Origin of the sequence: Mesorhizobium sp. M7A.F.Ca.MR.245.00.0.0, assembly GCF_003997415.1 — a bacterium.
Lineage (GTDB): Bacteria > Pseudomonadota > Alphaproteobacteria > Rhizobiales > Rhizobiaceae > Mesorhizobium.
In genome coordinates this window covers 15,428-38,895 of the sequence record NZ_RZTE01000023.1, presented here as the reverse complement: position 1 = coordinate 38,895, position 23,468 = coordinate 15,428, and the positions used below count along the sequence as shown (strand labels likewise).

At 63.1% G+C, this 23,468-nt stretch carries 18 protein-coding genes, 2 tRNA genes and 3 pseudogenes (1 of these 23 cut by a window edge); 10 read left to right on the top strand and 13 right to left on the bottom strand.

What is annotated here, in order from left to right; genetic code table 11:
• A pseudogene (locus EOB80_RS21815) lies at nucleotides 1-514 on the bottom strand (aldo/keto reductase) (it extends 525 nt beyond the left edge of the window).
• A gap of 178 nt (nucleotides 515-692) precedes the next feature.
• Between EOB80_RS21815 and EOB80_RS21810 the strand changes: the two are divergent.
• Nucleotides 693-1,259 carry an SIS domain-containing protein gene (locus tag EOB80_RS21810; protein ID WP_127329655.1) on the top strand — a complete coding sequence of 189 codons (567 nt, stop codon included), beginning with the start codon at nucleotides 693-695 and terminating at the stop codon, nucleotides 1,257-1,259.
• Between the two features lie 3 nt (nucleotides 1,260-1,262).
• Entirely contained in the window at nucleotides 1,263-2,006 is a 744-nt protein-coding gene (locus EOB80_RS21805; protein ID WP_127329653.1) for a creatininase family protein, read from the top strand.
• Between the two features lie 260 nt (nucleotides 2,007-2,266).
• Here the strand turns inward: EOB80_RS21805 and EOB80_RS21800 are convergent, their stop codons facing one another.
• From EOB80_RS21800 to EOB80_RS21790, 3 genes and pseudogenes are all read right to left on the bottom strand, one after another.
• Nucleotides 2,267-3,184, bottom strand: a complete 918-nt coding sequence (locus tag EOB80_RS21800) for a carbohydrate ABC transporter permease (RefSeq protein ID WP_127329651.1) — start codon at nucleotides 3,182-3,184, stop codon at nucleotides 2,267-2,269.
• Between the two features lie 26 nt (nucleotides 3,185-3,210).
• Nucleotides 3,211-4,334, bottom strand: a pseudogene (locus EOB80_RS21795) (sugar ABC transporter permease).
• A gap of 88 nt (nucleotides 4,335-4,422) precedes the next feature.
• The gene (locus EOB80_RS21790) at nucleotides 4,423-6,087 is read right to left on the bottom strand and encodes a sugar ABC transporter substrate-binding protein (RefSeq protein ID WP_127266588.1); all 1,665 of its coding nucleotides are present in this window, start codon (nucleotides 6,085-6,087) and stop codon (nucleotides 4,423-4,425) included.
• 290 nt (nucleotides 6,088-6,377) lie between these two features.
• Between EOB80_RS21790 and ugpC the strand changes: the two genes are divergently transcribed.
• The 3 genes from ugpC to rbsK are packed head-to-tail and all read left to right on the top strand — an operon-like array spanning nucleotide 6,378 to nucleotide 8,859.
• Nucleotides 6,378-7,436 (top strand): sn-glycerol-3-phosphate ABC transporter ATP-binding protein UgpC, encoded by a 1,059-nt coding sequence (ugpC, locus tag EOB80_RS21785; RefSeq protein WP_127266589.1) that lies wholly within the window; start codon nucleotides 6,378-6,380, stop codon nucleotides 7,434-7,436.
• Nucleotides 7,437-7,457: 21 nt separating this feature from the next.
• A complete protein-coding gene (locus EOB80_RS21780) occupies nucleotides 7,458-7,910 on the top strand; it encodes an RbsD/FucU family protein (protein ID WP_127329649.1) in 453 nt (150 codons plus the stop codon).
• A 4-nt stretch (nucleotides 7,911-7,914) separates the two neighbouring features.
• Nucleotides 7,915-8,859 (top strand): ribokinase, encoded by a 945-nt coding sequence (gene rbsK, locus EOB80_RS21775; protein ID WP_127329647.1) that lies wholly within the window; start codon nucleotides 7,915-7,917, stop codon nucleotides 8,857-8,859.
• Between the two features lie 129 nt (nucleotides 8,860-8,988).
• Here rbsK and EOB80_RS21770 read toward each other — a convergent pair.
• Nucleotides 8,989-9,065 (bottom strand) — tRNA-Asp (locus EOB80_RS21770).
• Between the two features lie 216 nt (nucleotides 9,066-9,281).
• Between EOB80_RS21770 and EOB80_RS21765 the strand changes: the two genes are divergently transcribed.
• A tRNA-Val gene (locus tag EOB80_RS21765) sits at nucleotides 9,282-9,357 on the top strand.
• 63 nt (nucleotides 9,358-9,420) lie between these two features.
• On the opposite strand, the gene EOB80_RS21760 is transcribed toward EOB80_RS21765, so the two are convergent.
• The 5 genes from EOB80_RS21760 to EOB80_RS21740 all read right to left on the bottom strand — a co-directional run bounded on the left by EOB80_RS21760 (nucleotide 9,421) and on the right by EOB80_RS21740 (nucleotide 14,355).
• Nucleotides 9,421-10,191, bottom strand: coding sequence for an SDR family NAD(P)-dependent oxidoreductase (locus tag EOB80_RS21760; protein WP_127267956.1), 771 nt, complete (start codon nucleotides 10,189-10,191; stop codon nucleotides 9,421-9,423).
• A gap of 13 nt (nucleotides 10,192-10,204) precedes the next feature.
• Complete coding sequence (locus tag EOB80_RS21755; RefSeq protein ID WP_127329645.1) at nucleotides 10,205-11,200, bottom strand: ABC transporter permease; 996 nt, start codon at nucleotides 11,198-11,200, stop codon at nucleotides 10,205-10,207.
• Nucleotides 11,201-11,347: 147 nt separating this feature from the next.
• On the bottom strand, nucleotides 11,348-12,388 hold the full coding sequence (locus EOB80_RS21750; protein ID WP_127329643.1) for a sugar ABC transporter substrate-binding protein: 1,041 nt from the start codon (nucleotides 12,386-12,388) through the stop codon (nucleotides 11,348-11,350).
• Between the two features lie 39 nt (nucleotides 12,389-12,427).
• On the bottom strand, nucleotides 12,428-13,192 hold the full coding sequence (locus EOB80_RS21745) for an ATP-binding cassette domain-containing protein (RefSeq protein WP_013532175.1): 765 nt from the start codon (nucleotides 13,190-13,192) through the stop codon (nucleotides 12,428-12,430).
• Nucleotides 13,189-14,355: an ROK family transcriptional regulator gene (locus tag EOB80_RS21740; RefSeq protein ID WP_127329641.1), complete on the bottom strand. Its 1,167-nt coding sequence runs from the start codon at nucleotides 14,353-14,355 to the stop codon at nucleotides 13,189-13,191. The genes EOB80_RS21745 and EOB80_RS21740 overlap by 4 nt, the downstream gene beginning before the upstream one ends.
• Nucleotides 14,356-14,579: 224 nt before the next feature.
• On the opposite strand from EOB80_RS21740, the gene EOB80_RS21735 reads away from it, so the two are divergent.
• Together EOB80_RS21735 and EOB80_RS21730 are read left to right on the top strand one after the other, a co-directional pair.
• A complete protein-coding gene (locus EOB80_RS21735) occupies nucleotides 14,580-15,758 on the top strand; it encodes a M24 family metallopeptidase (protein WP_127329639.1) in 1,179 nt (392 codons plus the stop codon).
• On the top strand, nucleotides 15,745-16,974 hold the full coding sequence (locus EOB80_RS21730; RefSeq protein ID WP_127329637.1) for an amidohydrolase: 1,230 nt from the start codon (nucleotides 15,745-15,747) through the stop codon (nucleotides 16,972-16,974). The genes EOB80_RS21735 and EOB80_RS21730 overlap by 14 nt, the downstream gene beginning before the upstream one ends.
• 49 nt (nucleotides 16,975-17,023) lie before the next feature.
• Here EOB80_RS21730 and EOB80_RS21725 read toward each other — a convergent pair whose 3' ends face one another.
• Both EOB80_RS21725 and EOB80_RS21720 read right to left on the bottom strand, forming a co-directional pair.
• Nucleotides 17,024-18,328, bottom strand: coding sequence for a M23 family metallopeptidase (locus tag EOB80_RS21725; protein WP_127329635.1), 1,305 nt, complete (start codon nucleotides 18,326-18,328; stop codon nucleotides 17,024-17,026).
• A gap of 151 nt (nucleotides 18,329-18,479) precedes the next feature.
• On the bottom strand, nucleotides 18,480-18,947 hold the full coding sequence (locus EOB80_RS21720) for a peroxiredoxin (RefSeq protein ID WP_127258257.1): 468 nt from the start codon (nucleotides 18,945-18,947) through the stop codon (nucleotides 18,480-18,482).
• A 95-nt stretch (nucleotides 18,948-19,042) separates the two neighbouring features.
• On the opposite strand from EOB80_RS21720, the gene EOB80_RS21715 reads away from it, so the two are divergent.
• Nucleotides 19,043-22,423, top strand: coding sequence for a DUF3971 domain-containing protein (locus EOB80_RS21715; protein WP_127329633.1), 3,381 nt, complete (start codon nucleotides 19,043-19,045; stop codon nucleotides 22,421-22,423).
• 12 nt (nucleotides 22,424-22,435) lie between these two features.
• A complete protein-coding gene (locus tag EOB80_RS21710) occupies nucleotides 22,436-22,918 on the top strand; it encodes a hypothetical protein (protein ID WP_127329631.1) in 483 nt (160 codons plus the stop codon).
• A 28-nt stretch (nucleotides 22,919-22,946) separates the two neighbouring features.
• Here the strand turns inward: EOB80_RS21710 and EOB80_RS35460 are convergent.
• Nucleotides 22,947-23,468: pseudogene (locus tag EOB80_RS35460) on the bottom strand (S4 domain-containing protein); the annotation flags it as partial.

The following is a 23,468-nucleotide window of genomic DNA, read 5'->3' as shown; positions in this document are numbered from 1 at the left end:
GAAAGCCGTAATAGCCCGAGCGCAGGAACTCCTCGATGCGCCGGTCGGAGGCTTCCTTGCTGCCATGCGTGAAGATGTCGACATCGTGCACGAAGAGGATGTCGATCCGGTCGACGCCGAGGCGCTCAAGCGAGGCTTCGAACGAGCGCATGACACCGTCATAGCTGTAGTCGTACACTTCGCGGCGCGACGGCGTGTCGAAGAACTTGCCGATGCCGGTGCGCTCTTCGGGCGGGCAGGCGCGCATGATGCGGCCGACCTTGCTCGACAGCACATAGTCGTCGCGCTTCTTGCCGCGCAGGAACGGGTTGAGCCGCGTTTCCGAGAGGCCGAGCCCATAGAGCGGCGCGGTGTCGTAGTAGCGGCAGCCGGTCGCCCACGCGGCCTCCAGCGTGGCGTTGGCGTCCTCGTCGGAGACGGCACGGTAGAGGTTGCCGAGCGGCGCCGCGCCGAAGCCGAGCTCGGTGAAACTGATGCCGCCATTGCCGATGCGGTCGAAATGCCGTGTCTTCATATGCTGCTGCTTGCCTCGCCTGATTTGTCTGACATGACACTATCACGCCTGTGATCAGGCAAAAGCATCGCTGCGCGTTGGACACGCATTTTCGCGGTTGCTAGCATGAACGAAATCAAGCTGTTCGTGGCAGCAAGGGCGGCAAATCCCAGGGGTGATTTTTGATGGCAGGATCGCGGTGAGCGACAAGAGCAAAAGCCTGTTCGAGATCGCGCTTGAGGAGCTCGGCGGCGTGCTGGCACGCATCGACGAAAGCCGGATCGACGCCGCCTGCAAAATGCTGGCCGGCGCGCGACAGATCGTCGTCTATGGCTGCGGCCGCGAGGCCTTGCAGGTCAAGGGTTCTGCCATGCGGCTCTACCATTTGGGCCTGCCGGTTTCCGTGGTCGGCGACATGAACACACCGCCGCTGGGCCAGGGCGATGTCTTCCTGGTCAGCTCCGGGCCGGGAGAGACCTCGACCGTGCTGACCCTGATGCAGGTCGCGCACGATGCCGGCGCGACCAACCTCCTGCTGACCGCCCAGGCCGAAGGCAGCGCGGCAAGGCTTGCCGACTTCACCCTGCTCATTCCCGCGCAGACCATGGCCAACGATCAGGGGGCGCAGAAGACATCGGTGCTGCCGATGGGCTCGGTGTTCGAAGGCGCGCTGTTCCTGCTGTTCGAGGTGATGGTGCTGAAGCTCAGGGAATTGATCGGAGCGTCGCCCGAAGCCATGCGCGCCCGCCACACCAACATGGAATAGATCATGCGCTACGAACTGCTGCTGCCACACCAGATCCGCAGGGCGATCGCCGAGAATTGGCCGGTCGCTCTGCCGCTCGGCGTGCTCGAATACCATGGCGAGCACATGGCTGTCGGCATGGACACGCTGGCCGTCGTCAAGACGCTGGAACTGTTCGAGAAGGAAAGAGACATCGTCATCCTGCCGCCCTTCTACTACGGTGCTGCGAGCTATGCGGTGGCGCCGCCGGAAGGCAGCGGCTCGGTGCAGGTCGGCGGCAATGCGCTGGCGCCGTTCGGCGAGGAGCTGTTCTACAGCCTGCTGCGCATCGGCTTTCGCAACATCCACGCCATCATCCACCACCAGACCGAGAACTTTGCCGCCGGCATGCCGACCGATCTGGCGTTCAAGACCGCCGGCCGCCAGGCGATCTTCCGCTTCCTCGAAAAGGAGCGCGGCGAGGGCTGGTGGGGTTCGCAGGCGATGGCCGACTACTATTCCGGGCACGCCGCGGGTGAAAATTTCTTCAACTGGGTGCAGGTGCATCCGCTGATGTCGGCTGACATGAACGGCAAGTACCCGTTCGATCATGCCGGCATCGGCGAGACCTCGCTGATGCTGGCGCTATGCCCGGAGGCTGTCGATGCCGACCGCTTTGCCGACAATACCAGCTGGTATACGGCGAGCGCCAAGGAGGCATCGGCGGAACTCGGGCAGAAGGGCGTGGCGATGATCCTTGATCATCTGCGGGAGATATTGAGCGGCTAGCGCGGTTCTTCCTTCTCCCCCTGTGGGGTGAGAAGCGGTCCGCGTCGCGGACGAAAAGCCAATTGCTTGGCTTTTCGAGCTTCGAACGCCCTGAGCCTGCGAAGGGCCGGGCGTGGTTAGTCGGTCCACCCTGCCGGGTCCCCGCTGCTTCGCAGCGTCCCGGCGTTCGCCGGCCTTTCATCGTGCCACTGGCACGATGAATTCGCCTTCGGCGAACCGGCTGCTCACCCCACAGGGGGAGAAGGCAAGAGGGGACCCTGCTACTTCACCGCTCCTGCGGTCATGCCCATGATCAGATAGCGCTCAAGCGCGATGCCGACCACCGCCAGCGGCGCGATGGCTGCCGTGGCGAGCGCCGCCATCGACCACCAGTTGATGCCTTGCGATCCGGTCTGGCTCGCCACCATAACCGGGATGGTCTTGGCGTCGGTCGAGGTCAAAAGGGCGGCGAAGAAATACTCGTTCCAGCACAGCACCATCGCCAGGATGAAGGCGGCGACCATGCCCGGCAGCGCGATCGGCATGACGATGCGGAAGAACGCCCCCCAGATCGACAGCCCGTCGACAAGGGCTGCTTCCTCGAGCTCAACCGGGATCGAGTTGAACTGGTCGCGCATGATCCAGATGACGATCGGCAGCACCATCAGCGTGTAGAGCAGGATCAGTCCGATGCGCGTGTCGAGCAGGCCGACCTCGCGGTAGAGCACCAGGAAGGGCAGGGCCAGCACCACCGGCGGCAGGATCAGCTGCGACAGGAAGAAGAACGAGATGTCCTCGTTCTTGAACCAGGCGAAATGATAGCGATAGCGGGTGAGCCCGTAGGCGGCGAGGCTGCCGATGACAATGGCGAGGCTCGACGCGCCGACCGAGGTGATCACCGAATTCATGAAGCGCTTGAGGAACTCCTCGCGCACCGTCGAGGTCTGGAAAATCGAGTCCGGCGACAGGCCGAGCGAGCGCCAGCCTTTCCAGTCCGGCTGGAAGTCGACGAAGGGGATGAGATGGCCCTGCGTGACGTCGACCGCGGTCTTGAACGAGGTTGTCACCGTCCAATAGATCGGGAACAGGCAGATGAACGCCCAGAAGGCCAGCGCGCCATAGATGAAAACGCGGCTGGCGAGGAAGCTCGCCGGCGAGCGGATTTCCGAGGCGACATATTCGGTGGTCTGAACGCTCATCGGGCTCAATTCACCCCCATCTTGCTTTAATTGACATTGCGGACAAAACGGTTGGCGAATTTCAACAGCCACGTGACGAAGACGACGATGATCACCAGATAGGCCATCGCCAGCATGGTTCCGTAGCCGACATTCGAGCGGTCGCGGTATTCGCGATAGATGAAGCTCGACACGGAATCGGTGGCGCCGCCCGGGCCGCCGGACGTCACGGTGATGATGATGTCGGCAAGCTTCAACTTGAAGATGATGCGCAGGATCACCGCCGTCACCGACACCGGCAGCATCAGCGGAAAAGTGACCTGCCAGAAGGTCTGCCACGCATTGGCGCCGTCGACGCGTGCGGCTTCGAGCACCTCGCGCGACATCGCCTGCAGCCCGGCCAGCAGCATGATCATCATGAATGGAATGAAGGTCCAGGCATCCAGTATCATGATCGATATGCGCGCGATGATCGGGTCAGAGAAGAAGGCGGGATTTTCCCAGCCGAGATGGCGCGCCAGCGTTGCGGCCGGTCCGAACCGGTATTCCATCAGCGACTTGCCAATCATCCACGACCCACCGCGACCGGGGACAGCATCAGCGGCATCAGGAAGACGACGCGGAAGAATTTTCGCGCCCGGATCTGCGCGTTGAGCAGCAGCGCCAGGCCGAAGGCGATGACATATTCGACCGCCACCGCCAACACATAGAGCACCATGTTGAACAGCGCGTTGCGGTAGTAGGGATCGGCCAGCATCTGCCAGAAATTGTCGAGCCCGTTGAACTTGCGACCGCTGAACGAGCTGAGGTTCCAGTCGGTGAGGGCGATGTAGAAACCGAACAGCGTCGGGAAGATCACCATGGCGATGGTGAACAGCAGCGCCGGCAGCAGGAACAGGGCACGCTGTCCGTCCTCGCCACGCGTCAGCACCTGGCCGACGCCGATCGCCACGCCCCACAGCACATAGGCATAGACGACGGGGCGCCAGGTCTCGAAGCCGATCGTATCGGCGCTGCCCTTGTAGAGGATCTCCAGCACGATCGTCGCCAGCAGGCCAAGCGTCGCAACGGCCATCAGCGTCCAGCCAAGGCGTTTGCGGCCTGGAGAGATCAGATCGGAAGGGCCGGCATCTGCCGGCCACTGGTTCGCGGTCGAAGTCTGGTCAGCCACAAATCTCGCCCGTTTGAAGGCTCTCGAGGAGCCGGAGCCGGTCTAAAGTGGTCCGGCGTTGCCGCCGGACCACGGTTCATAGGCCAGCCTACATGCCGAGCGAAGCTTTGTAGAGCTTGATCTGGTTGTCGCGGCCGATCTGATCGGTCAGCTTCTCCCAGGCCGCCGCGATGGCGTCGGCGCCTTCCTGCGCCTTCATCTTGCCGGCGAAAGTGTTGGCCAGGATGTCCTCGGCGGCGCTGTAGTATTGGAAGATGCCGGGGATGCGTGGCTCGATCGCCGCGTTCGGATGGTTGTAGCTGTCTGATTCCGACTTGAGGTAGGAGGTGATGAAGGCCTCGTCGTAGCCGGCCGCCACCCATTCGGGAATGTCGAAATGCGAGTTGCGGTAGGGCTGGAAGCCCGACGGATACATCGCCGTCCAGATCGACAGGTCCTTGCCGCCGAGATGGGCGGCGGCGGACCATGCCGCCTTCTTCTTCTTTTCGTCGGCATCGACGCGGGCCATCACATAGACGCCCCAGCCGAGATAGGCGCAGTTGGGCGCATAGTTCGGGCCGCTGGCGAGCTTGTCCCAGGCGCCGGTCTTCGCATTGTAGACATCGTCCGAGCCGGGCAGGATCGAGAAGCCGGTGACGTCGCCGACGACGGAAGAGTCGTTGGTCTTGACGTTGGAGCCGACGTCGCCCCACCAGGTGACCATCGAGCCGGTGCCGGCCAGGAACTGCTGGAAGGCGGTCGTGTTCGGATCGGCATTGATCTGGTCGGCGGGTTCGGACGGCAGCGCGTCGATGACGTCCTGGATGGCGCGCACCCAGGCCGGATTGTTGACGCGCGGCTTCATCGTGTCGGCGTCGAACAGCCAGGCCTTGTCGTCGGGGTGCTTGGCATAAGCGGTGGCGCGACTGCCGAGGAAATAGAAGCCGAAGCCGCCCCAGGGCTTTGGCGCGTCGAGATAGCCATAGACGTCCTGGTCCTTGAGCTTCTTGCCCTTGAGGAACTTGGTCACCGCCTGAACCTGCTGCCAGGTCTTCGGTACGCCCCATTCACCTTCGCCGCCGCCATCCTTCCAGGCCTTGGCGAGGTCGGCATCGGCGAACACGTCGGTGCGGTAGTTGAAGTTGTGCGCGTCGCCGTCGACGGTCACGCGGTATTGCTTGCCGTCCCAGGTGCCGACCGGCGGCTTCAGATAGCTGACGAGGTCGTCGAAATCGATCTGGGTCTTGACCCAGTCGGGCATTTCCGACGTCAGGCCCTTGCCGCAGACATCGCCTTCGAACGGCGCGCCCATTTCGATGATGTCGAAGTCGACGGTGCCGGTCGCGATCGACTGCTGCAGGCGGGCGTTGTAGTCGGCCTGCGCCAGGTCGATCCAGTTGATCTTGGCGCCGGTGTAGGTCTCCCATGGCTTCAGGAAGCCGCGGAACAGCACATTGTGCAGGTTCTGGTTGTTGAGACCCATGAAGGTCAACTCGACGCCGGCGAATTCGCCTTCCTTGACATTGGCCTTGGTCGCTTCGAGGCAGAGTTCACCGACCTTCTGGAAGTCGGCGTCCGTCGGCTGGCCTTTGCCGACGCCGGGGATCTGCAGGATTTTTGTGCGCAATTCGCTTGCCGCGGAAGCCGGGCGCGTCAAGGCGCCAAGTCCGGCGCTGGATGCGGCTGCGATCGCGGCCATGCTGGCCGCGCCCTTCAATATGTCGCGCCTTGTGGCGCCGGCTCGAACCAGTTTGTCGTAAAGACCCGTTCTCATCGCCTATTCCTCCCAGAACATCAGTGTGAATAAATCGGCCAACTGTCGGACGCCGGAGCGCCAACGATGCTCCCGTTTCGGAAACGAATTAGGCAGGACCCCACCCTGCGTCGATTGAGGTTCCGATTGCGGATCGGATACCGACATTTTGACCAACGCCTGCCACTATTCTCACAACCCAACGCCGTGTCAACGAGAGCGGGTTTTTTATCTATAAGGGACCGACTTGCCCTGACAGGTCGCGTTGGTTAGCTTCTGCGCCTACGGCTAATGGAGCCGATGGGGGAGATATGGCGCAAGTCGCGATCAGCAAGGTGGCCAAGGCCTTTGGAACGGTCAAGGTTCTGCACGAAGTCAGCGTCGATATCGCAGACGGACAGTTCGTGGTGCTGGTTGGCCCTTCGGGTTGCGGTAAGTCCACATTGCTCAGGATGGTGGCTGGGTTGGAGACCGTCTCCGCCGGTACGATCGCCATCGGCGACCGCGTCGTCAATCATCTGCCGCCGGCCAAGCGCGACATCGCCATGGTGTTCCAGAACTATGCGCTCTATCCGCACAAAACGGTCGAGCAGAACATGGCCTTTGCCCTCAAGCTCAGGAAAACCGATCCGGCCTTGGTCGCCGAGCGGGTCAAGCGCGCCGCCGATATCCTCGACCTCAATCCCTATCTGAAGCGCTATCCCCGCCAGCTTTCCGGCGGCCAGCGACAGCGCGTGGCCATGGGCCGTGCCATCGTGCGCAATCCGCAGGTCTTCCTGTTCGACGAGCCGCTGTCCAATCTCGACGCCAAGCTGCGCGTGCAGATGCGCACCGAGATCAAGGAACTGCACCAGAGGCTGAAGACCACCACCATCTACGTCACCCACGACCAGATCGAGGCCATGACCATGGCCGACAAGATAGTCGTCATGCGCGACGGCCGCATCGAGCAGGTCGGCGCGCCGCTGGAGCTGTTCGACAGACCGGCCAACCTGTTTGTCGCCGGCTTCATCGGCTCGCCGTCGATGAACCTGCTCAAGGGCACCATGCGCAAAGGCGACAAGCCCGGTGTCGACATCGCGGGCACGCTGTTCCCGATCGCATCGGGCAACGCCGCACAAGACGGGCAAGCCGTCGTTTATGGCGTGCGACCGGAGCATCTCGAAATCCATCCCGACGGCGTGCCGGCGAAGATTTCGGTGGTCGAGCCGACCGGCTCGGAAACGCTGGTGTTCCTGCGCTTCGGCGAAGGCGAGATGGTGGCGCTGTTTCGCGAGCGTCACGATTTCAAGCCGGGCGATACGCTGAAGCTGAAGCCAAGGCTCGACCAGATCCATCTTTTCGACGCAGAGACCGGCAAGCGTCTCTGATCCCAACTCACGAGGAATACCATGCTCAAAGGCATCAACCCGCTGCTCAATGCCGACGTGCTGCAGGCATTGCGGGCAATGGGGCACGGCGATGATCTGATCATCGCCGACACCAATTTTCCGTCCGATTCGGTGGCGCGCCAGACGGCGCTCGGCCGCGTGCTGCGCATCGATGCCTCGGCGGCGCAAGTGGTCAAGGCGGTGCTGTCGCTCTACCCGCTCGATACATTCGTCGACGATTCGGCCGCGCGCATGAAAATCGTCGGCAAGCCCGACGAGATTCCGCCCGTGCAAAGCGAAGTGCAGAAGGAGGTCGACAACGCCGAGGGCAAGTCGTGGCCGATGATCGCGGTCGAGCGCTATGCCTTCTACGAGCGCGCCAAACAGGCCTATTGCGTCATCCAGACAGGTGAGCGCCGCTTCTACGGCTGCTTCGCCTTCCGCAAGGGCGTCGTGCCGCCGGATGCGCAGTAGCGGCATGGCTTCGGGCAAGCCGGTCGTCATGAAGCCTGTCGTCATATTGGGTGTGTTCGTCGCCGACACCGCCTACAGGGCGCAGCGGCAGCCGCGCATGGGCGAAACCATCCTCGGCACATCCTTCACGCTGGGGCCGGGCGGCAAGGGTTCTAACCAGGCGGTTGCCGCTGGCAAGCTCGGCGCCGACGTCACCTTCCTCACCCGCCTCGGCGTCGATCCTTTCGCCGACATGGCGAGGCAGACCTGGGCGCAGGCGGGCGTGAAAAATGCCGTCATCGATACGCCGGAAAGCTACACCGGTGCGGCCTACATCTTTGTCGAGGAGACGACCGGCAACAACGCCATCATCGTCAGCCCCGGTGCTGCCATGCTGATCTCGCCATCCGATATCGAGGCCAATGCCACGCTGATCGGCGGTGCCGGCGTCTTCGTCACCCAACTCGAACAGCCGATCGAAGCCGCTATGCGGGCGCTGGAGATCGCGCGTGGGGCAGGGGTGACGACGATCCTCAACCCGGCCCCCGCGGCAAAGCTTCCCGACCGCATCTACACGCTCTGCGACTACCTTACGCCCAACGAGACCGAGACGGAGGAACTGACCGGGATGAAGGTGTCCTCGGTCGACGAGGCGCGGCGCGCCGCGGACAGTCTGCTGAAAAAGGGGGTCGGCACGGTCATCGTCACGCTCGGCGACAAGGGCGCGCTCTTGCACTCGAAGGAGCGCTCCGACCATGTTCCTGCCGTCAGTGCGGGTCCGGTGGTCGAGACGACGGGGGCAGGCGATGCCTTCAATGGCGGCCTGGCCGCAGCGTTGTCGCGGGGCGTGGAGCCGCTGCAGGCGGTGCGCTTCGCCTGCGCCGTCGCCGGTATCTCCGTGACGCGACCGGGGACTGCACCGTCGATGCCGATGTTGCAGGAGGTCGAGGCACTGCTGGCGAGGGGGTGATCTTGCAGGGCCAGGCGTAGGCAAGGCCTGAAAGGACCTGAGTGACCTCAGGTCTCTTGCAAGACAATATTTTTGACAATCAATGTCGACATTTCTCTGAAGCCAAGAGCTTGATACCCTTGAGAGAAATGGCGCGAGTGACGGGGCTCGAACCCGCGACCTCCGGCGTGACAGGCCGGCACTCTAACCAACTGAGCTACACCCGCGCATGGCGAACACGTGTCAGCCGTGTTCGTCGTTGGGGCGCTGGATAAGGGGTTCGCCACCGGGTGTCAAGCGTGACAGGACAGCATAACAGCAAACAGGAGAAGGTTTTTTGACAGCCGGCGTTTTGTTGGCAAAACCGGCATCCAACCAGGGCATCCTGCGCTCATTTGGCCTTGCGAAGCGGACCCTGACCGCTTAAAGGTCCGGCCCGGAGCGGGCGATTAGCTCAGTTGGTAGAGCGCTTCGTTTACACCGAAGATGTCGGCGGTTCGAGCCCGTCATCGCCCACCATTCCATTAGTCCATTCAAACTGTTGCCAAGACACGGAACCGAGTCGTTCGGTAGATGCTGCAATCACGGCGGCAACAGTCGAAAATCATTGCCCTCCGGCAGCAACTGCCCGCCATCGACGACGATGGTCGTGCCGGTGATGTAGCTGGCATCGTCGGAGGCGAGGAACAGGAAGGCGTTGGCGACGTCGCGCGGGCTGCCGAGGCGGCCGAGCGGAATGGAGTCCTCCATGTTCTTGATGTAAGCCGCGCCGCGATGCAGCTCGATGGCTTCGGTCAGGATGTTGCCGGGCTCGACACCGTTGACGGTGATGCCGTAGCCGGAGAATTCGAGCGCGGCGGCACGGATGAAGCCGTTGATGCCGGCCTTGCTGGCCGAATAGTGGCCGTGGCCGGGGCTGGTGACATGCGGGCCGGTGATGGAGGAGGTGTAGAGCATGCGGCCAAAGCCTTGCGCCTTCATCGGCACCAGGGCCGCGCGGCTGGCATTGAAGGTGCCGCGCAGATTGACCGCCATGACGCGGTCCCAGTCGTCGGCGCTGGTGTTCTCGATCAGTTGCCAGGGATAGATGCCGGCATTCTGCACGATGATGTCGAGGCGGCCATGCTGCTTCAGCGCCAGCGCCACGGCGGCCTCGGCGTCGCTCATTTGCGAGATGTCGGTGCGGATGAAGGGGACGCCCAACTCGTCAGCGGTGGCTTGCCCGGCATCGGCCTCGGTGTCGGCGAGCACCAGCCTTGCGCCTTCCTCGGCAAAGCGTAGCGCGATGCCCTTGCCGATGCCGCGGGCGCTGCCGATGATCAGCGCCACCTTGCCTTGTAACCGATTGGTCATGCGAGCCGTCCTGTCATGCGAGTCTTTGGCGAATGGTTTGCTTGAAGGCGTCGAGCAGCACGGCCGCCAGCACCAGCAGGCCGTGGATCACCTGGGTAAAATTGGCCGGCAGGCCCATCAAATTGATCGCCGTGTTGATGGCCGAGAGCAAAAGCACGCCGGCATAGACGCCGGGCAGGGTGCCGACGCCGCCTTTCAGGCTGACGCCGCCGATGACGACCGCGGCGAAGGCGTTGAACAGCAGTCCGACGCCGAGATTGGCGGTGGCGCCCGACGTGCGGATCGCCAGCAGCCAGCCGGCGAGGCCGGCGATGGCGCCGGCAAGCACGAAGGCGATGATGAGATTGCGGTTCACCCGGATGCCGGCGCGGAAGGTCGCCGTCTCGTTGCCGCCGATCATCACCAGATGCCGGCCGAACGGCGTCTTGGCCATGATCAGCGAAAAGGCGACGAAACAGCCAACCGCGATCCAGGCGGTGAGCGGCAGGCCGACAAGGCGCTGGATGCCGAACCAGCGGATGGCCGGTGCAAGGTCCTGCGCCGAGCGGCCGCCTGAAACGACCAGCACGAGGCCGCGCACCCAGATGTAGGACGCCAGAGTGATGATGAAGGCGCTCATCTTCACCTTGACCACCAGATAGCCGTTGAAGGCGCCGATGAGGCCGCCGACTGCCAGCGCCAGCAGCAGCGAAACCGGAACCATCAGCCATTCGGGATGCAGCTGCACGCCCATGCCGATGCCCGACGAGCAAAACAGGATGCCGACCGCCATGGCGCTGAGCGCTGCGACGGATTCGACCGACAGATCCATGTGACCGGCGATGATCACCAGCGCCAGGCCGATCGACATGACGCCCAGCACGCTCGACGCCTCGATGATGTTGGCGAAGATGCCGAGCTGGAAATAGTTCGGGACGAAGATGGAGAAGACCACCAGCACGAACAGCAGCATGAACCAGACGAGGTTGTCGAGTACGAACTCCAGGGCTTTGCGTGTGCGCGGGTTCATGGGCTGATCCGGTTGGCGCATGCCCCGCGAAATCAATTCGATTTCGTCGGGTTCGGGCGCGGATTCAAATTCGCCACGGCGTCTTTTGGACGCGGCGTTGTGAAAGGGTAGGCTCCGGGCCGTTACGGCCCGGAGCGCTTTCAATGACTATTCGACCGGCTTGACGGTGTCCGTCGGCGGCTTCTGGTTGCCCCAGAAGGCCGGGTTGTCGACGTTCTCCTTGGTGATGGCGGCACCGGGGATCTTGATGTTCGGACCCCAGGCTTCCTTGGTCACCGTCGATTTCAGGCCAAGCACGTCGTATTCGCCGGGCTTGATCTCTTGCTTCTTGACGATCTTGTCCATGAACATGGCGACAGCCGCGGCCTGCGCGTAGAGCGGTTGCTCGATTTCGGCGTTGAGCCAACCCTTGCGGATCAGGTCGAGGCCGACCGGAGCGCCGTTCGAGCTCATCAGCATGACGTCGCCCGGCTTCTTGCCGGCTGCCTCGAGCGAGGCGACGGCAGCGACCGAAAGGTGCGCGGCATGGCTGAAGATCAGGTCGATGTCCGGGTTCGCCAGCATCTGGTCGGCAACGATTGTGCCGGCATTGCTGGCTTCCCACTGCATGGCCGGAAGCGAGATGATCTTGACGTCCGGAAACGCCTTCATCTTCTCCTCGAAGCCCTTCTGGATGTCGAGCGTATAGGGGTCGCCGGGGTCGCCGAGGACTTGCAGCACCTTGCCCTTCACCGAACCGTGCTTTGCCTTCAGCAGCTTCTCGGCCTGGTCGGCGGCGACGTAGCCGATCTCGACCGTTCCGGCGACAGAGGTGAAGTCGGATGGCGTCGAGGTGATCTGGCGGTCGAACTCGACCACCGGGATGCCGGCGGCGCGGGCTGCCTCGATCGACGGTTTCAGTGCATTGAAGTCGACTGCCGCCAGGATGATGGCCGCCGGCTTCAGCGCGATGACATCGTTCATCTGCGATTGCTGGGCGTCGGTCTTGTTGTCGGCGTTCAGCGTCTTCATCTCGTAGCCGGTCTGCTTCAGGAACAGTTCCAGCGCGCTCACCGAGCCGGTCTGGAACTCGTCCAGCAGCGTCGGCACCATATAATAGACGATACCCTTGGACTGGGCGAATGCCGGCGTGAGCGTGGCAAAGGCCAGTGCAAGGATACCGAAGACAGCAAGAAGTATTCGCTTCATGTCGTTCGCTCCTCTTAAGCCGGACCCCTCTTTTGTCCCTCAGCCTGTCGGTCCGGCACCGGCAAGCGTCTCACCGGTGATCATGTTGATCACCGCATCGGGACTTGTTTTATTGCGCGCGACATCGCCGGCCACGACGCCCTGGCGGATCACCACGATCCGGTCGGCGACCTGAAAAGCCTGCTGCATGATATGGGTGATGATGACGACGCCGATGCCCTGGTTCGCCACCTGGCGGATCATGTCGAGACCGCGCCGCGTCTGTTCGACGCCAAGCGCTGCAAACGGTTCGTCGAGCAGCACCAGCTTGCCGCCCCAGTGCACGAAGCGGTTGAGCTCGATGGCTTGCCGCTGGCCGCCCGAGAGATGCTCGACATTGGCCCGCAACGAGGGAATGCGGGTGCCGGCATTGGCCAGCGCCTTTCCGACGACGGCTTCCATGGCGCGCTCGTCGAGCACGGGAATGCCGAGAAACTTGCGTGTGATCTCACGGCCCATGAAGAAATTGGCGACCACGTCGACATTGGTGCACAGCGAGAGATCCTGGTAGACGGTCTCGATGCCGGCCGCCTTGGCCTCGGCCGGTGATTTGGCAAGGAATTCCTTGCCCTCGAACAGCATGCGGCCCGATGTCGGCTCCAGTCCGCCCGATATGATCTTCACCAGTGTCGATTTGCCGGCGCCGTTGTCGCCCAGCAGCGCCACGACCTCGCCCTTGCCGATCGAGAAGCTGATCCCCTTGAGCGCTTCGATCGCGCCATAGTTCTTGGTGACGTTGTCGAGCACCAGCAGGGGTTCACTCATGCCGCAATCTCCCTACCTTTGAGAAGGTCGCGCTCGCGTTCGCGTTCGGCCGCGAACATCTGCCCGAAGCGAGGTGACAGAACCCCGGAAACCGCCAGGGCGGCGGCGCCGCGCAGCACGGAATGCTGTCCGCCGCGTGCGACAACGACCCTGGGCGTCGTGCGGTCCTTGCGAGCCGAGACGGAGTTGTGCAGGCCTGCGGCCGAACCAGCCAGCATTTCGAGCAGGTCGGTGGATGCCAGCCCGCCGAGGATGACCGTCTCCGGGTCGAACAGGTTCTCGATGACGGCGACGGCGTTGTGAAAGATCGGTGCGACTTCGGTGACCCAATCCGCCTCGCTGCCGTTCCAGCGCCGGAGTGCCTCGAGCGACAAATATCTTTCGAGGCAGCCGCTGTTGCCGCACGGGCAGGCCTCGCCGCCGGGAATGACGGGAATGTGCCCGATCTCGCCGGCATTTCCCCAGGCGCCGCGCAAGGCGCTGCCGTCATGAACCATGACGCCGCCAAGGCCGACGCCGAAATAGAGATAGTAATATTCGGAAAACTGGGCGCCGAGGCCGTAGAGGCGCTCGCCCATGGCGGCCGCGGCCATATCGGTTTCAAAGAAGGCCGGCAATCCGGTGGAGGCCGCCAGCCGTTCGCGCAGCGCCACATCCTTCCAGCCGGTCATGGTGGTTGGCCCTACGAAACTCATGGACTCCACGTCGAACGGGCCGGGCAGGGCCATGCCGACGCCCAGCACCCGTCCGCCGGCCCGCAGCCTGGTCAATTCCACCACCATCGTCCCGATCAGCTCGAAGGCGTGGTCCGGCGTCGCGTTCGGCGCCTCGCGGTAGGTGCTCTCGATCACGTCGCCGCTCAGATTGATCAAGGCGGCACTGATACCAAGTGGAGTGATGTGGATGCCGACGGCATAGCCGCCCTCGGGATTGATCCGCAACGTCGCCGGCGGCAGGCCACGCCCCTTCGGCTCTTCGCGCAGCGACAGGATATAGTCCTGATCTTCCAGTTCGCGAACGATGGTCGATACCGTCTGGACGGTGAGGCCGACGCGCCGGGCGATCTCGCCGCGCGCGATCGGGCCGTGAAGGCGGATGGACTCAAGCACGATGCGCCGGTTGTAGGGCCGCCCGATTTCCTGATTGGTCCCCCGCAGTGCCATGCCTTGCGCCCCTTAGGAGAGGATAGCTTCGCATTGCTTATTTATTCAGTCAAATGGAATTCAAAAATAAATTCATGGCGAGGTTTTCCAAGGGGGAGGCCGTGGAGGGCCTATTCCGTTCAGGACCTGCCCACGCCTCGTCCTGGCTGATTGCCGCCATGGTGAAACGTCTTCAATGGTGAACGAAACCCGCGACCGTTGATCTGACAAAGCATGGAGCAAAGATGATCGAATTGCCGTTTGCCCGCGACGAGTACCAACAGCGGCTTCGCAAGATCCGCACCGAGATGGCCAAGCGCGGTCTTGAGCTGCTTGTCGTCAACGACGTTGCCAACCAGCATTACATCACCGGCTATGACGGCTGGTCGTTCTACACGCCGCAGGTGGTGCTGGTTCCCTTGGAGGAGGTCGAGCCGGTCTGGATCGGGCGCGCCATGGATGCGGCCGGCGGTCTTCTGACCGCCTGGATGAAACCGGAAAACGTGGTCGGCTTTCCGGAAGACCATGTCCAGCGCGTCGATCGTCATCCCATGGATTGGATCGCGAGCTGGATCGTCGCCAGGGGCTGGGGGAGCCGCCGTATCGGCATCGAAGTCGAAGCCTATTATTTCTCCCCCAAGGCGCACGCCCGGCTTGTCGCGGGACTTCCCAATGCAAAATGGCATGATGCCGACCTGCTGGTGAACTGGATCCGCGCGGTCAAATCGGCGCCCGAGATCGCCTATTTGCGCAAGGCGTCCACCTTGGCCGAAGCGGCCGTCACGCGGGCCTTCGAGGTGATCGCACCGGGTGTTCGCGAGTGCGATGCCATCGCCGCCATCCAGGCGGCGCAGATCGCGGGCAGCCCGGATTTTGCCGGCGACATCACAGCGCTTCCGCCGACGATCCTCGGTGGCGAGAATGCCTCGGCGCCGCACATCATGTGGAGCGACAGGCGGTTCGGAGACAACGAGACGATTGCGCTGGAACTTGCCGGTGTCTGCCGCCGCTATGCCGCCGGCCTCGCCAGGACCATGCAGCTTGGCAAGACGCCGACAAATGTTTCCGACACGGCAAAAGCGGTTATCGAGGGCATGGATGCGGTGCTCGACGCGGTCAGGCCAGGAACATCAGCCGAAGCTGTTGAAGCCGCCTGGCGCAAGGTCATCCAGCGCTACGGACTGAAGAAGGAATCGCGCATCGGCTATTCCATCGGCGTCGCCTATCCGCCGGATTGGGGCGAACACACGATCAGCCTCAGGCCGGGCGACAAGACCGTGCTGGAACCGGGCAATGTCGTTCATTCCATCCTCGGCATGTGGATGGACGGCTGGGGCATCGAGATCAGCGAGACCATCCTGGTCACCGAAACCGGCCATGAGACCCTGACGAAGTTCCCGCGAGAGATCCATGTCAAATCCTGAGGGTTCGGCCACGGCGGGTGGTGTTGCGAAAACCGTGACGACCGATATCGCCGCCGGAATTCTCGATCGGATGATCGAGGTCCGCCGCCATCTGCACCGCAATCCCGAGCTTTCGAACCAGGAGGCCGGCACGCAGCGCTATCTCAGGCAGATGCTGGTGGATCAGGGAATTGCCGACATTCGCGACGTCGCCGGCTTTGGCCTTGCCGTCGATATTGTCGGCACCGGCAAGCCGTCGAATCGAAAGATCGCCATTCGCGCCGACATCGACGCCTTGCCGATCGAGGAGGAGTCCGGTGTCGATTACGCATCGACGAATCCAGGCGTGATGCATGCCTGCGGTCACGACGCCCACGCATCGATGGCTTTCGCGGTGGCCGCGCATCTTCACCAGTCGCGGGACAGTTTTGGCGGTACCGTTCGCCTGATCTTCCAGCCGGCGGAGGAGGACGAACCGTCGGGCGGCAAGCGGGTGGTGGAAGAGGGGCTTCTCGACGACATCGACGCCGCGATCTGCGTCCACGTCGATCCCTACACGCAGTCCGGCAAGATCGCCGTCGGCTCCGGTCCCTACACTCTGGCCTGCGACACGTTCGATGTGGCCGTCATCGGCTCGGCCGCGCACGCAGCAAAACCGCATGAAGGTGTCGATGCGTTGGCCGTGGCCTGCTCCCTAGTGAGCGAATTGCAGAAGATCGTTTCGCGCGAGATCGACCCGTACGATCCGCTGGTGATTTCCGTGACGGCCATCAATGGCGGCAACGCCTACAATGTCACCGCCGGCAAGGTCACCTTGAAAGGCACCATCCGCAGCGGCAGCGATGCAACCCGCGAGCGGGCCTGGCACCGCGTTCGTACGATAGCCGAGGGGATGGCGACGAGCCACGGCGCGCGTGTCGAAGTCGACATCCACAAGGGCGAACCCGGCGTCGTCAACGATGTCGAGATGACAGAGCTGATTGTCGCCAGCGCCAAGGCCTGCATCGGTGCCGACAATGTTCTCAACACCCCCGGATGGACCATCGCGGACGACTTTGGCTACTACAGCGAGAAACGTCCTTCGGTCTATTTTCGGCTGGGAATCCGCAACGAGGAGATCGGATCGGTCTTTCCGCTCCATCACGCTCGGTTTCGTGTCGACGAGGCCGCGTTGAAGGTTGGCGCGACCACCCTGGTTGCGGCAGCGACGGCGTTTCTGTCGATGGAAGCGCCTTAGTCAGCCATCATGATGGTCATCGGCGCATGGGTCAGGAGCCCAGCATCGCTTACAGATACTGGGCGACCTTCTTGCCGACCGTGAGGAAGCGCAAGGGATCGATCGCTTCGCCATTGTGGCGGACTTCGTAGTGCAGATGCGGGCCGGTCGAGCGGCCGCTGCTGCCGGTCTTGCCGATGACGGCGCCGGCGTCCAGTTTCTCGCCGAGGGTGACGTCGATCTCGCTGAGATGCCCGTAGCGTGTCGCAAAGCCATTGCCGTGGTCGACTTCCACCATGCGGCCATAGCCGCCGTTCCAGCCGGCCTTCGTGACGGTGCCGGGCGCGGTGACCCTGGCGGCCATGCCGATCGGGGCCCTGAAATCCATGCCGGAATGCAGTGCCGCGGTGCCGAGGATCGGGTCGGTGCGCACGCCGAACGGGCTGGTGACGGAGTGGCCCGGTGCGGGGTTGGTCAGCGGCAACTGGCGCGCTTCCTTCTTGAGATGGTCGAGGGCGTCAAGCGCTTCGTCCAACTCCTTGACCTTGCTGTCGAACATCATGGAGCTGTCGAGCGGGATCAGCGGTCCGCCGACATCGCTGTCGCCCTTGCCGAAATCGCTGTCGACGGGCAGTCCGGCCGCCTCGAGCGCTTGGGTAATGGCATCGGCGCTCTTGTAGGCATTGTCGGCAAGCGTGCTGATGCGGGTCAACTGGTCGCTCTCGATGGATCTCAGTGACTGGTTGATCGAGACGAATAGCTTGTCGGCACGATCGGCGGCTGAATCGTTGGGCAGCGGATCGGAGCGGGTCGACCACAGCGAGAACGTCCTTGTGTCGCCGGCGCCGGGATCGGCGCTCAGGCTGGCGACCGCATAGTTCCGCGCGGGCTCCTTGATACTGCCGGTCACTTCGGCGCGTTTGTCCGGCTTCGCGACCGCTGCCGGATCTTCGGCCGGCGCTGCGCCGACCTCGCTCTCGGCGCGTTCGAGCAGCGGGCCAAGGCGACCGTGACGCTGGCTCAGCTGGCTCTGCCGTTCAAGCAATTCGCTGACCTTGGTTTCCATCAGCTGCTGGTCGAGCAACTGCCGGCTGGTGATGCGGTCGACCTGGGCGCGAAGCGCCGAAATGCGATCTTCATAAGCTTGCTGCATGCGCGCCTGGCGCGCCGTGGTGGCGCCGATCAAATCGTCGCGCAGAACGAGATAGGAGGTGGCCATGAGGTAGCCGATGGCAATGGCGGCCAACGCCGAGCCGATAAAGGCCGCCAGCCACGGCCGGATCGTGAAATGCCTGATCTCGTTGCCCCGGGCGATGATGACCGTATGGGGCTCCTTACGCCTGCCGAAGACTGCGGACTGACCGGTTGCGTTCACGGGACCAAGCTTTCGTTTACGACACCACGACAGCTTGACTACACATTATTAAGGTTAACAAAGGCTTGCAGCGCCGGCTTGCCCGCAGCGAACGCCCGCCAGGCGTGCGTATGGTTGTAAGGGAAACCGGGCCAACCTCGCCGGCAAAACCTCAAAGCGCGCGAACGGCCTCGAGCACCTCTTCCGCATGGCCCTTGACGCGGACCTTGCGCCAAATCCTGGCGATCCGCCCGTCGCGGCCGATCAGGAACGTCGCGCGCTCGACGCCCATATACTTGCGGCCATACATCGATTTCTCGACCCACAGATGGTAGGCTTCGATCACCTTGCGCTCCTCGTCGGCGGCGAGGTCGATGGTGAGATTGTATTTCGACTTGAACTTGTCGTGCTTCTTGACGGGGTCGGGCGACAGGCCGATCACCACGGCGCCGGCCTTCTCGAAGTCCGGCTTCAGCTGCGAGAAGCTGATCGCCTCCTGCGTGCAGCTTGTTGTGTCGTCCTGCGGATAGAAATACAGCACGATGGGCTTGCCGGACGATGCGGCAAGGCTGACTGATCCGCCGCCGTCCCGCGGCAGGTCGAATTGCGGCGCGAGATCGCCTACGTCGAGGTCAGCCATACCGATGCCCTTGTTTGAGGTTACGCGCGAAGCCACACCGATATAGTGTCGGACGGGGATTCGTCCACGATCGAGTTCGTACAACGGAAAATTGCGTGGATCAGGAGCGACCGCAGCACGAGAAGATCCGGTTCAGGCGTGATGAGATCACCGACCTGGGGACCTTTCCGTCCGCCTGCCGTGTGCCGCCGCTCGGTCAGGCTTCGATCGGACGCGGTTTTCGCATCCTGTCGCGACTGTTCGCCGGTCTGGTCGCTTTCGTGCTGCTGGCCGCCGTGCTCGTTTATCTGGTTGGCGCCTCCGGCATCGGAGCCGACCGGCTTCGCACCGAGGCGGAAACGGCGCTCGAGAAACTGGCGGGCGTCGATGTCAATGTCGCGGTCGGGCCTGCCCGCATCACGCTCGACGGTTCGAGTTTCATCGCGCTTCAGGTCAGCGACGTCAGCTTGAAGACTTCGGACGGCAAGCCGATGGCCGATGCCGGCCGCGTGCGCTTCGGCGTGCGTCTGTTACCGCTGCTGTGGGGAGATGTGCGGCTGACCAGCGCCAGGATCTCGGATGCCCGCATCGTCGTGGCGGCGATGCCGTCAGGCGGCGACTGGACCGCCGGCCTGCGCAATGCGGACGGCCTCATCGATCCGGAGAAGCTGTCCGCCGCGGTGTTCGGAAACATCAACCACGCACTCGATGCCGTGCGGGAGGATTCGCTGCGCCGGATCGATCTTCGCAATGTCGAATTCGTGCTGCCCGAAACCGGAGCGATCAAGCTCGTCAAGATCACCGACGCCACCGTCGTGCAGTCGGGCCCGGGCGGCATGCAGTTCTCGTCCACGGCCGACATCGACGGCAGGACGGCTACCGTTGCCGCTTCCGCCTCCCGCGATATCGCGGCGCACCGCGTCACGGCACTGGATGCGAGCGTCGATCTGGCCGATACCGGCGATATGGCGGCCGCTGCCGGCAAGCTGGGAACCGTCGCGCTGAAGCTGACGGGATCGGAAGGGTTCGGCGCGAACGCATCGCGGCTGACGGCCGCTTTGTCGTCGACGGGTTCTGTCCTCGATCTCGGCACGCGAGGACTGCTGCCGGCGGACGTCGATATCAATGCGACGCTGGTTGCGGGCAGCAACAAGATCCAGGTCGACAGATTGCTGCTGAAGACCGGCCGCTCGACATTCGATTTCGCCGGTTCGATCGGGCCGAAGCCGGCAAGCGGAGCGGTGGGTGAAGAACCCTCCTATCGCTACGACCTGACCAGCGACGGATCGTCGCTTGCGCCTTCGGAGTCGCCCGAGCCGGCGCTCACCTTCCTCGCCCGGATTGCCGGCGTCTACAACACGGTGAGCCACAAATTGGTCGCCGAGCAGATCGCGCTCCGGTCCGCCGGCTCCGGCGAGATGCTTGGCACCGCCGCCGTGGCGTTCGTCGACGGCAAAGTGCCGGGGATCAATCTGGCGTTCAACATCCACGACATGCAGGTCTCTCACGTCAAGCAGCTGTGGCCGTGGTTTTCGGCGCGCAATGCCCGGCTCTGGGTGCTGGCCAATCTGTTCGGCGGCCGTGTCGTCGACGCCAACCTTCAGTTCCAGGTGGTGCCGGGCCGCCTGGGCAACGGCGTGCCGCTTTCGGCCGATGAGGTGTTCGGCCGCTTCCAGATCGAGGGATCGCGCTTCGACACCGCCGGCCGCACCCCGCCGATACGCGACGCGGTCGGCGTCGTCGGTTTCCACGGCAACGATGTCGATATCTCGCTCTCCTCGGGCACCGTCTACATGCCCAGCGGCCGCACCGTGGCGGCCAGCAACGGCACGCTGACGGTCAAGGCGGCCAACCGCCCGCCGGTCGTCGGCGCGCTCGATATCGACGTCGACGGCGAAGCGTCGGCCGTAGCCGAACTCGCATCCTACGAGCCGATCAACGCCATGCGCCATGTCGGCATCCTGCCGGAAGACCTGTCGGGCAGCGTCACCGGCCACGTCAAGGCGGATATTCCGCTGCAGTCCGGTGTCGACTCCTCGAAGCTCGATTGGCTGGTGTCGCTCGACTACAGCGGCATGTCCTTGGCCAAGCCTTTCGAGGGCCAGATCGTGACGGATGCCGACGGTTCGATCACGGTCGATCCGGAGAAGGCGGTGATCTCCGCCAAGGCATTGCTGAACGGCATTCCGGCCGAACTCGATCTGGTCGAGCCGCTCAGGGATGACGGGCCGGCGCGCAGCCGCAAGGTGGCTCTGGTGCTTGACGACAAGATCCGCGCCGCCGCCATGCCCGGCCTGAAGCCGCTGCTTGCCGGAACGGTGAAGGTGGCGATCGACAAGAACGGCGGCGGCGACCAGAACGTCTCGGCCGATCTGACCAACGCCAGGCTGGACATTCCCTGGGCCGGCTGGGGCAAGGGGGCAGGGGTTCCTGCCAATGTCACCTTCGTCATGACCAAGTCCGGCGACACCACGACGCTGTCCGATTTCGACCTTGACGGAAAGACGTTCTCCGTCGACGGCAGCATCGTGCTGGTCAATGGCGCCTTGTCGTCGGCGCGGTTCAGCAAGGTCACCTTGAACAGGGGCGACGACGTTGCCGTGTCGGTGAAGCGGTCCGGCAAGGGCTATGCGGTCGAGATATCGGGCAACGCGCTCGATGCCCGCTCGCTGATCAAGCAGTTCACCTCGGACGTCGACACGGCTACCAAGACCACCGGTTCCGATGCCATTTCCGTCAGCGCCGATGTCGACCGGCTGACCGGTTTCCACGACGAGCAACTGTCCAATCTGAAGCTCGACTACAGTGCTGCCGGTTCGCGAGTGAACGGGCTGAAGGTCAGCGCCACGGCAAGTTCGGGCGCCGCCATATCAATCAGCAACACCACCGGCGCCGGCCGGCGCGCGCTCAACATGCAGTCCGCGGACGCCGGCGCCATTCTGAGATTCCTCAACATCTACGAACATATGGAAGGCGGCGTGATCACGCTCGCACTGGCCGGGCCGAGCGACGGATCGCTCAAGGGCAAGGTCGACACCAGCAACTTTTTTGTCGTCAACGAACCGAAGCTGGCCTCCATCGTGTCGACCACGCCGGCCGGTGACAACCGCAGCCTCAATCAGGCGGTCAAAGGCAAGCTGGATACGTCGCGGGTGAAGTTCGAACGCGGTTACGCCGAGATCGACAAGGGCAGCGGCTATCTGAAACTGGCCAATGGCGTGCTGCGTGGACCGCGCATCGGCACGACGTTCCAGGGCACGCTCTACGATCAGGACAACAACATGGACATGACCGGCACCTTCATGCCGGTCTATGGCCTCAACCGCATCTTCGGCGAATTGCCCATCGTTGGCGCGCTGCTCGGCAATGGCCGCGACCGTGGCCTGATCGGCGTCACCTACCGGCTCAAGGGCAATGCCAACAAGCCGCTGCTGGACGTCAATCCGCTGTCGGTGATCGCGCCCGGAATATTCAGGTCGATTTTTGAGTATCGGTGAGTGGCGCGGATCATGGTCGCCAGGATATTGATTGCATTGGGTGCTGGTGCCGCACTCTTGGTCATCGCCGGCGGGTCACTCAACGCGTCCAATTTCTGCTTTGCGCAGCGCAGGTTCCTGTCGGAAGACGAGCTCTTGGCGGCTGCCGTTGCGGATATTCCAAAGCTTGTCGAACTTACTCAGGAGAGAGGAAGGTCTCTTCTGAGGTATGCAGACAAGTCTACCGATTTTTCCAATGTCACGATCGTCAACTACAAAGACGCTTCTGATTTTATGCAGAATAACCCAAACTGCTGTCGCATTGGTCGCTTTGACGGACCGCGTGAGCCTCTCTTCCCGCCGGATTGGTGGACCGTAGTGTCAGGCTATGCAGCAAAAATTGTCACCGTGAATTTCAAGCTGCGTTTCCTGACCCCGACGGGCAAAGAATCTTTCCAAAATGATCCTTTTTACGTCTGGATAGATTCTTGTGGGAAAATCAAACCGTACGCCTAGGAGGCGGCCGGCATGGATCGAGTTCTGCTCAAGCCGGCCGTACCAGAATGTGTTTTTTCTTTCCCAGAGAAAGCTTTACGACGTTTTCCGGACTCAAATCCTTTGAAGTCACCAGCCGGCGCTCGTCGCTCACCGGCTCGTCGTTCAGGCGCACGGCGCCGCCCTGCACATGCCGCCGTGCTTCGCCGTTCGATGCCGCCAGTCCGGCGGTGACCAGCAGCGACAGGATACCGACGCCGGTTTCAAGCGCTGTCTTGTCGACCTCGACAGTCGGCAGCGACTCGGCGAGCGCGCCTTCCTCGAACGTCTTGCGCGCCGTATCGCTGGCTTGCTCGGCGGCTGCACGGCCGTGCAGCAAGGCGGTGATCTCGGTGGCGAGGATCTTCTTGGCCTCATTGATCTCGGATCCGCCGAGCCGCTCGAGCCGGGCCACCTCGTCCAGCGGCAGCGTCGTGTAGAGCTTGAGGAAGCGGGCGACGTCGGCATCCTCGGTGTTGCGCCAGTACTGCCAGAATTCGTAGGGGCTCAGCATCTCCGCATCGAGCCAGAC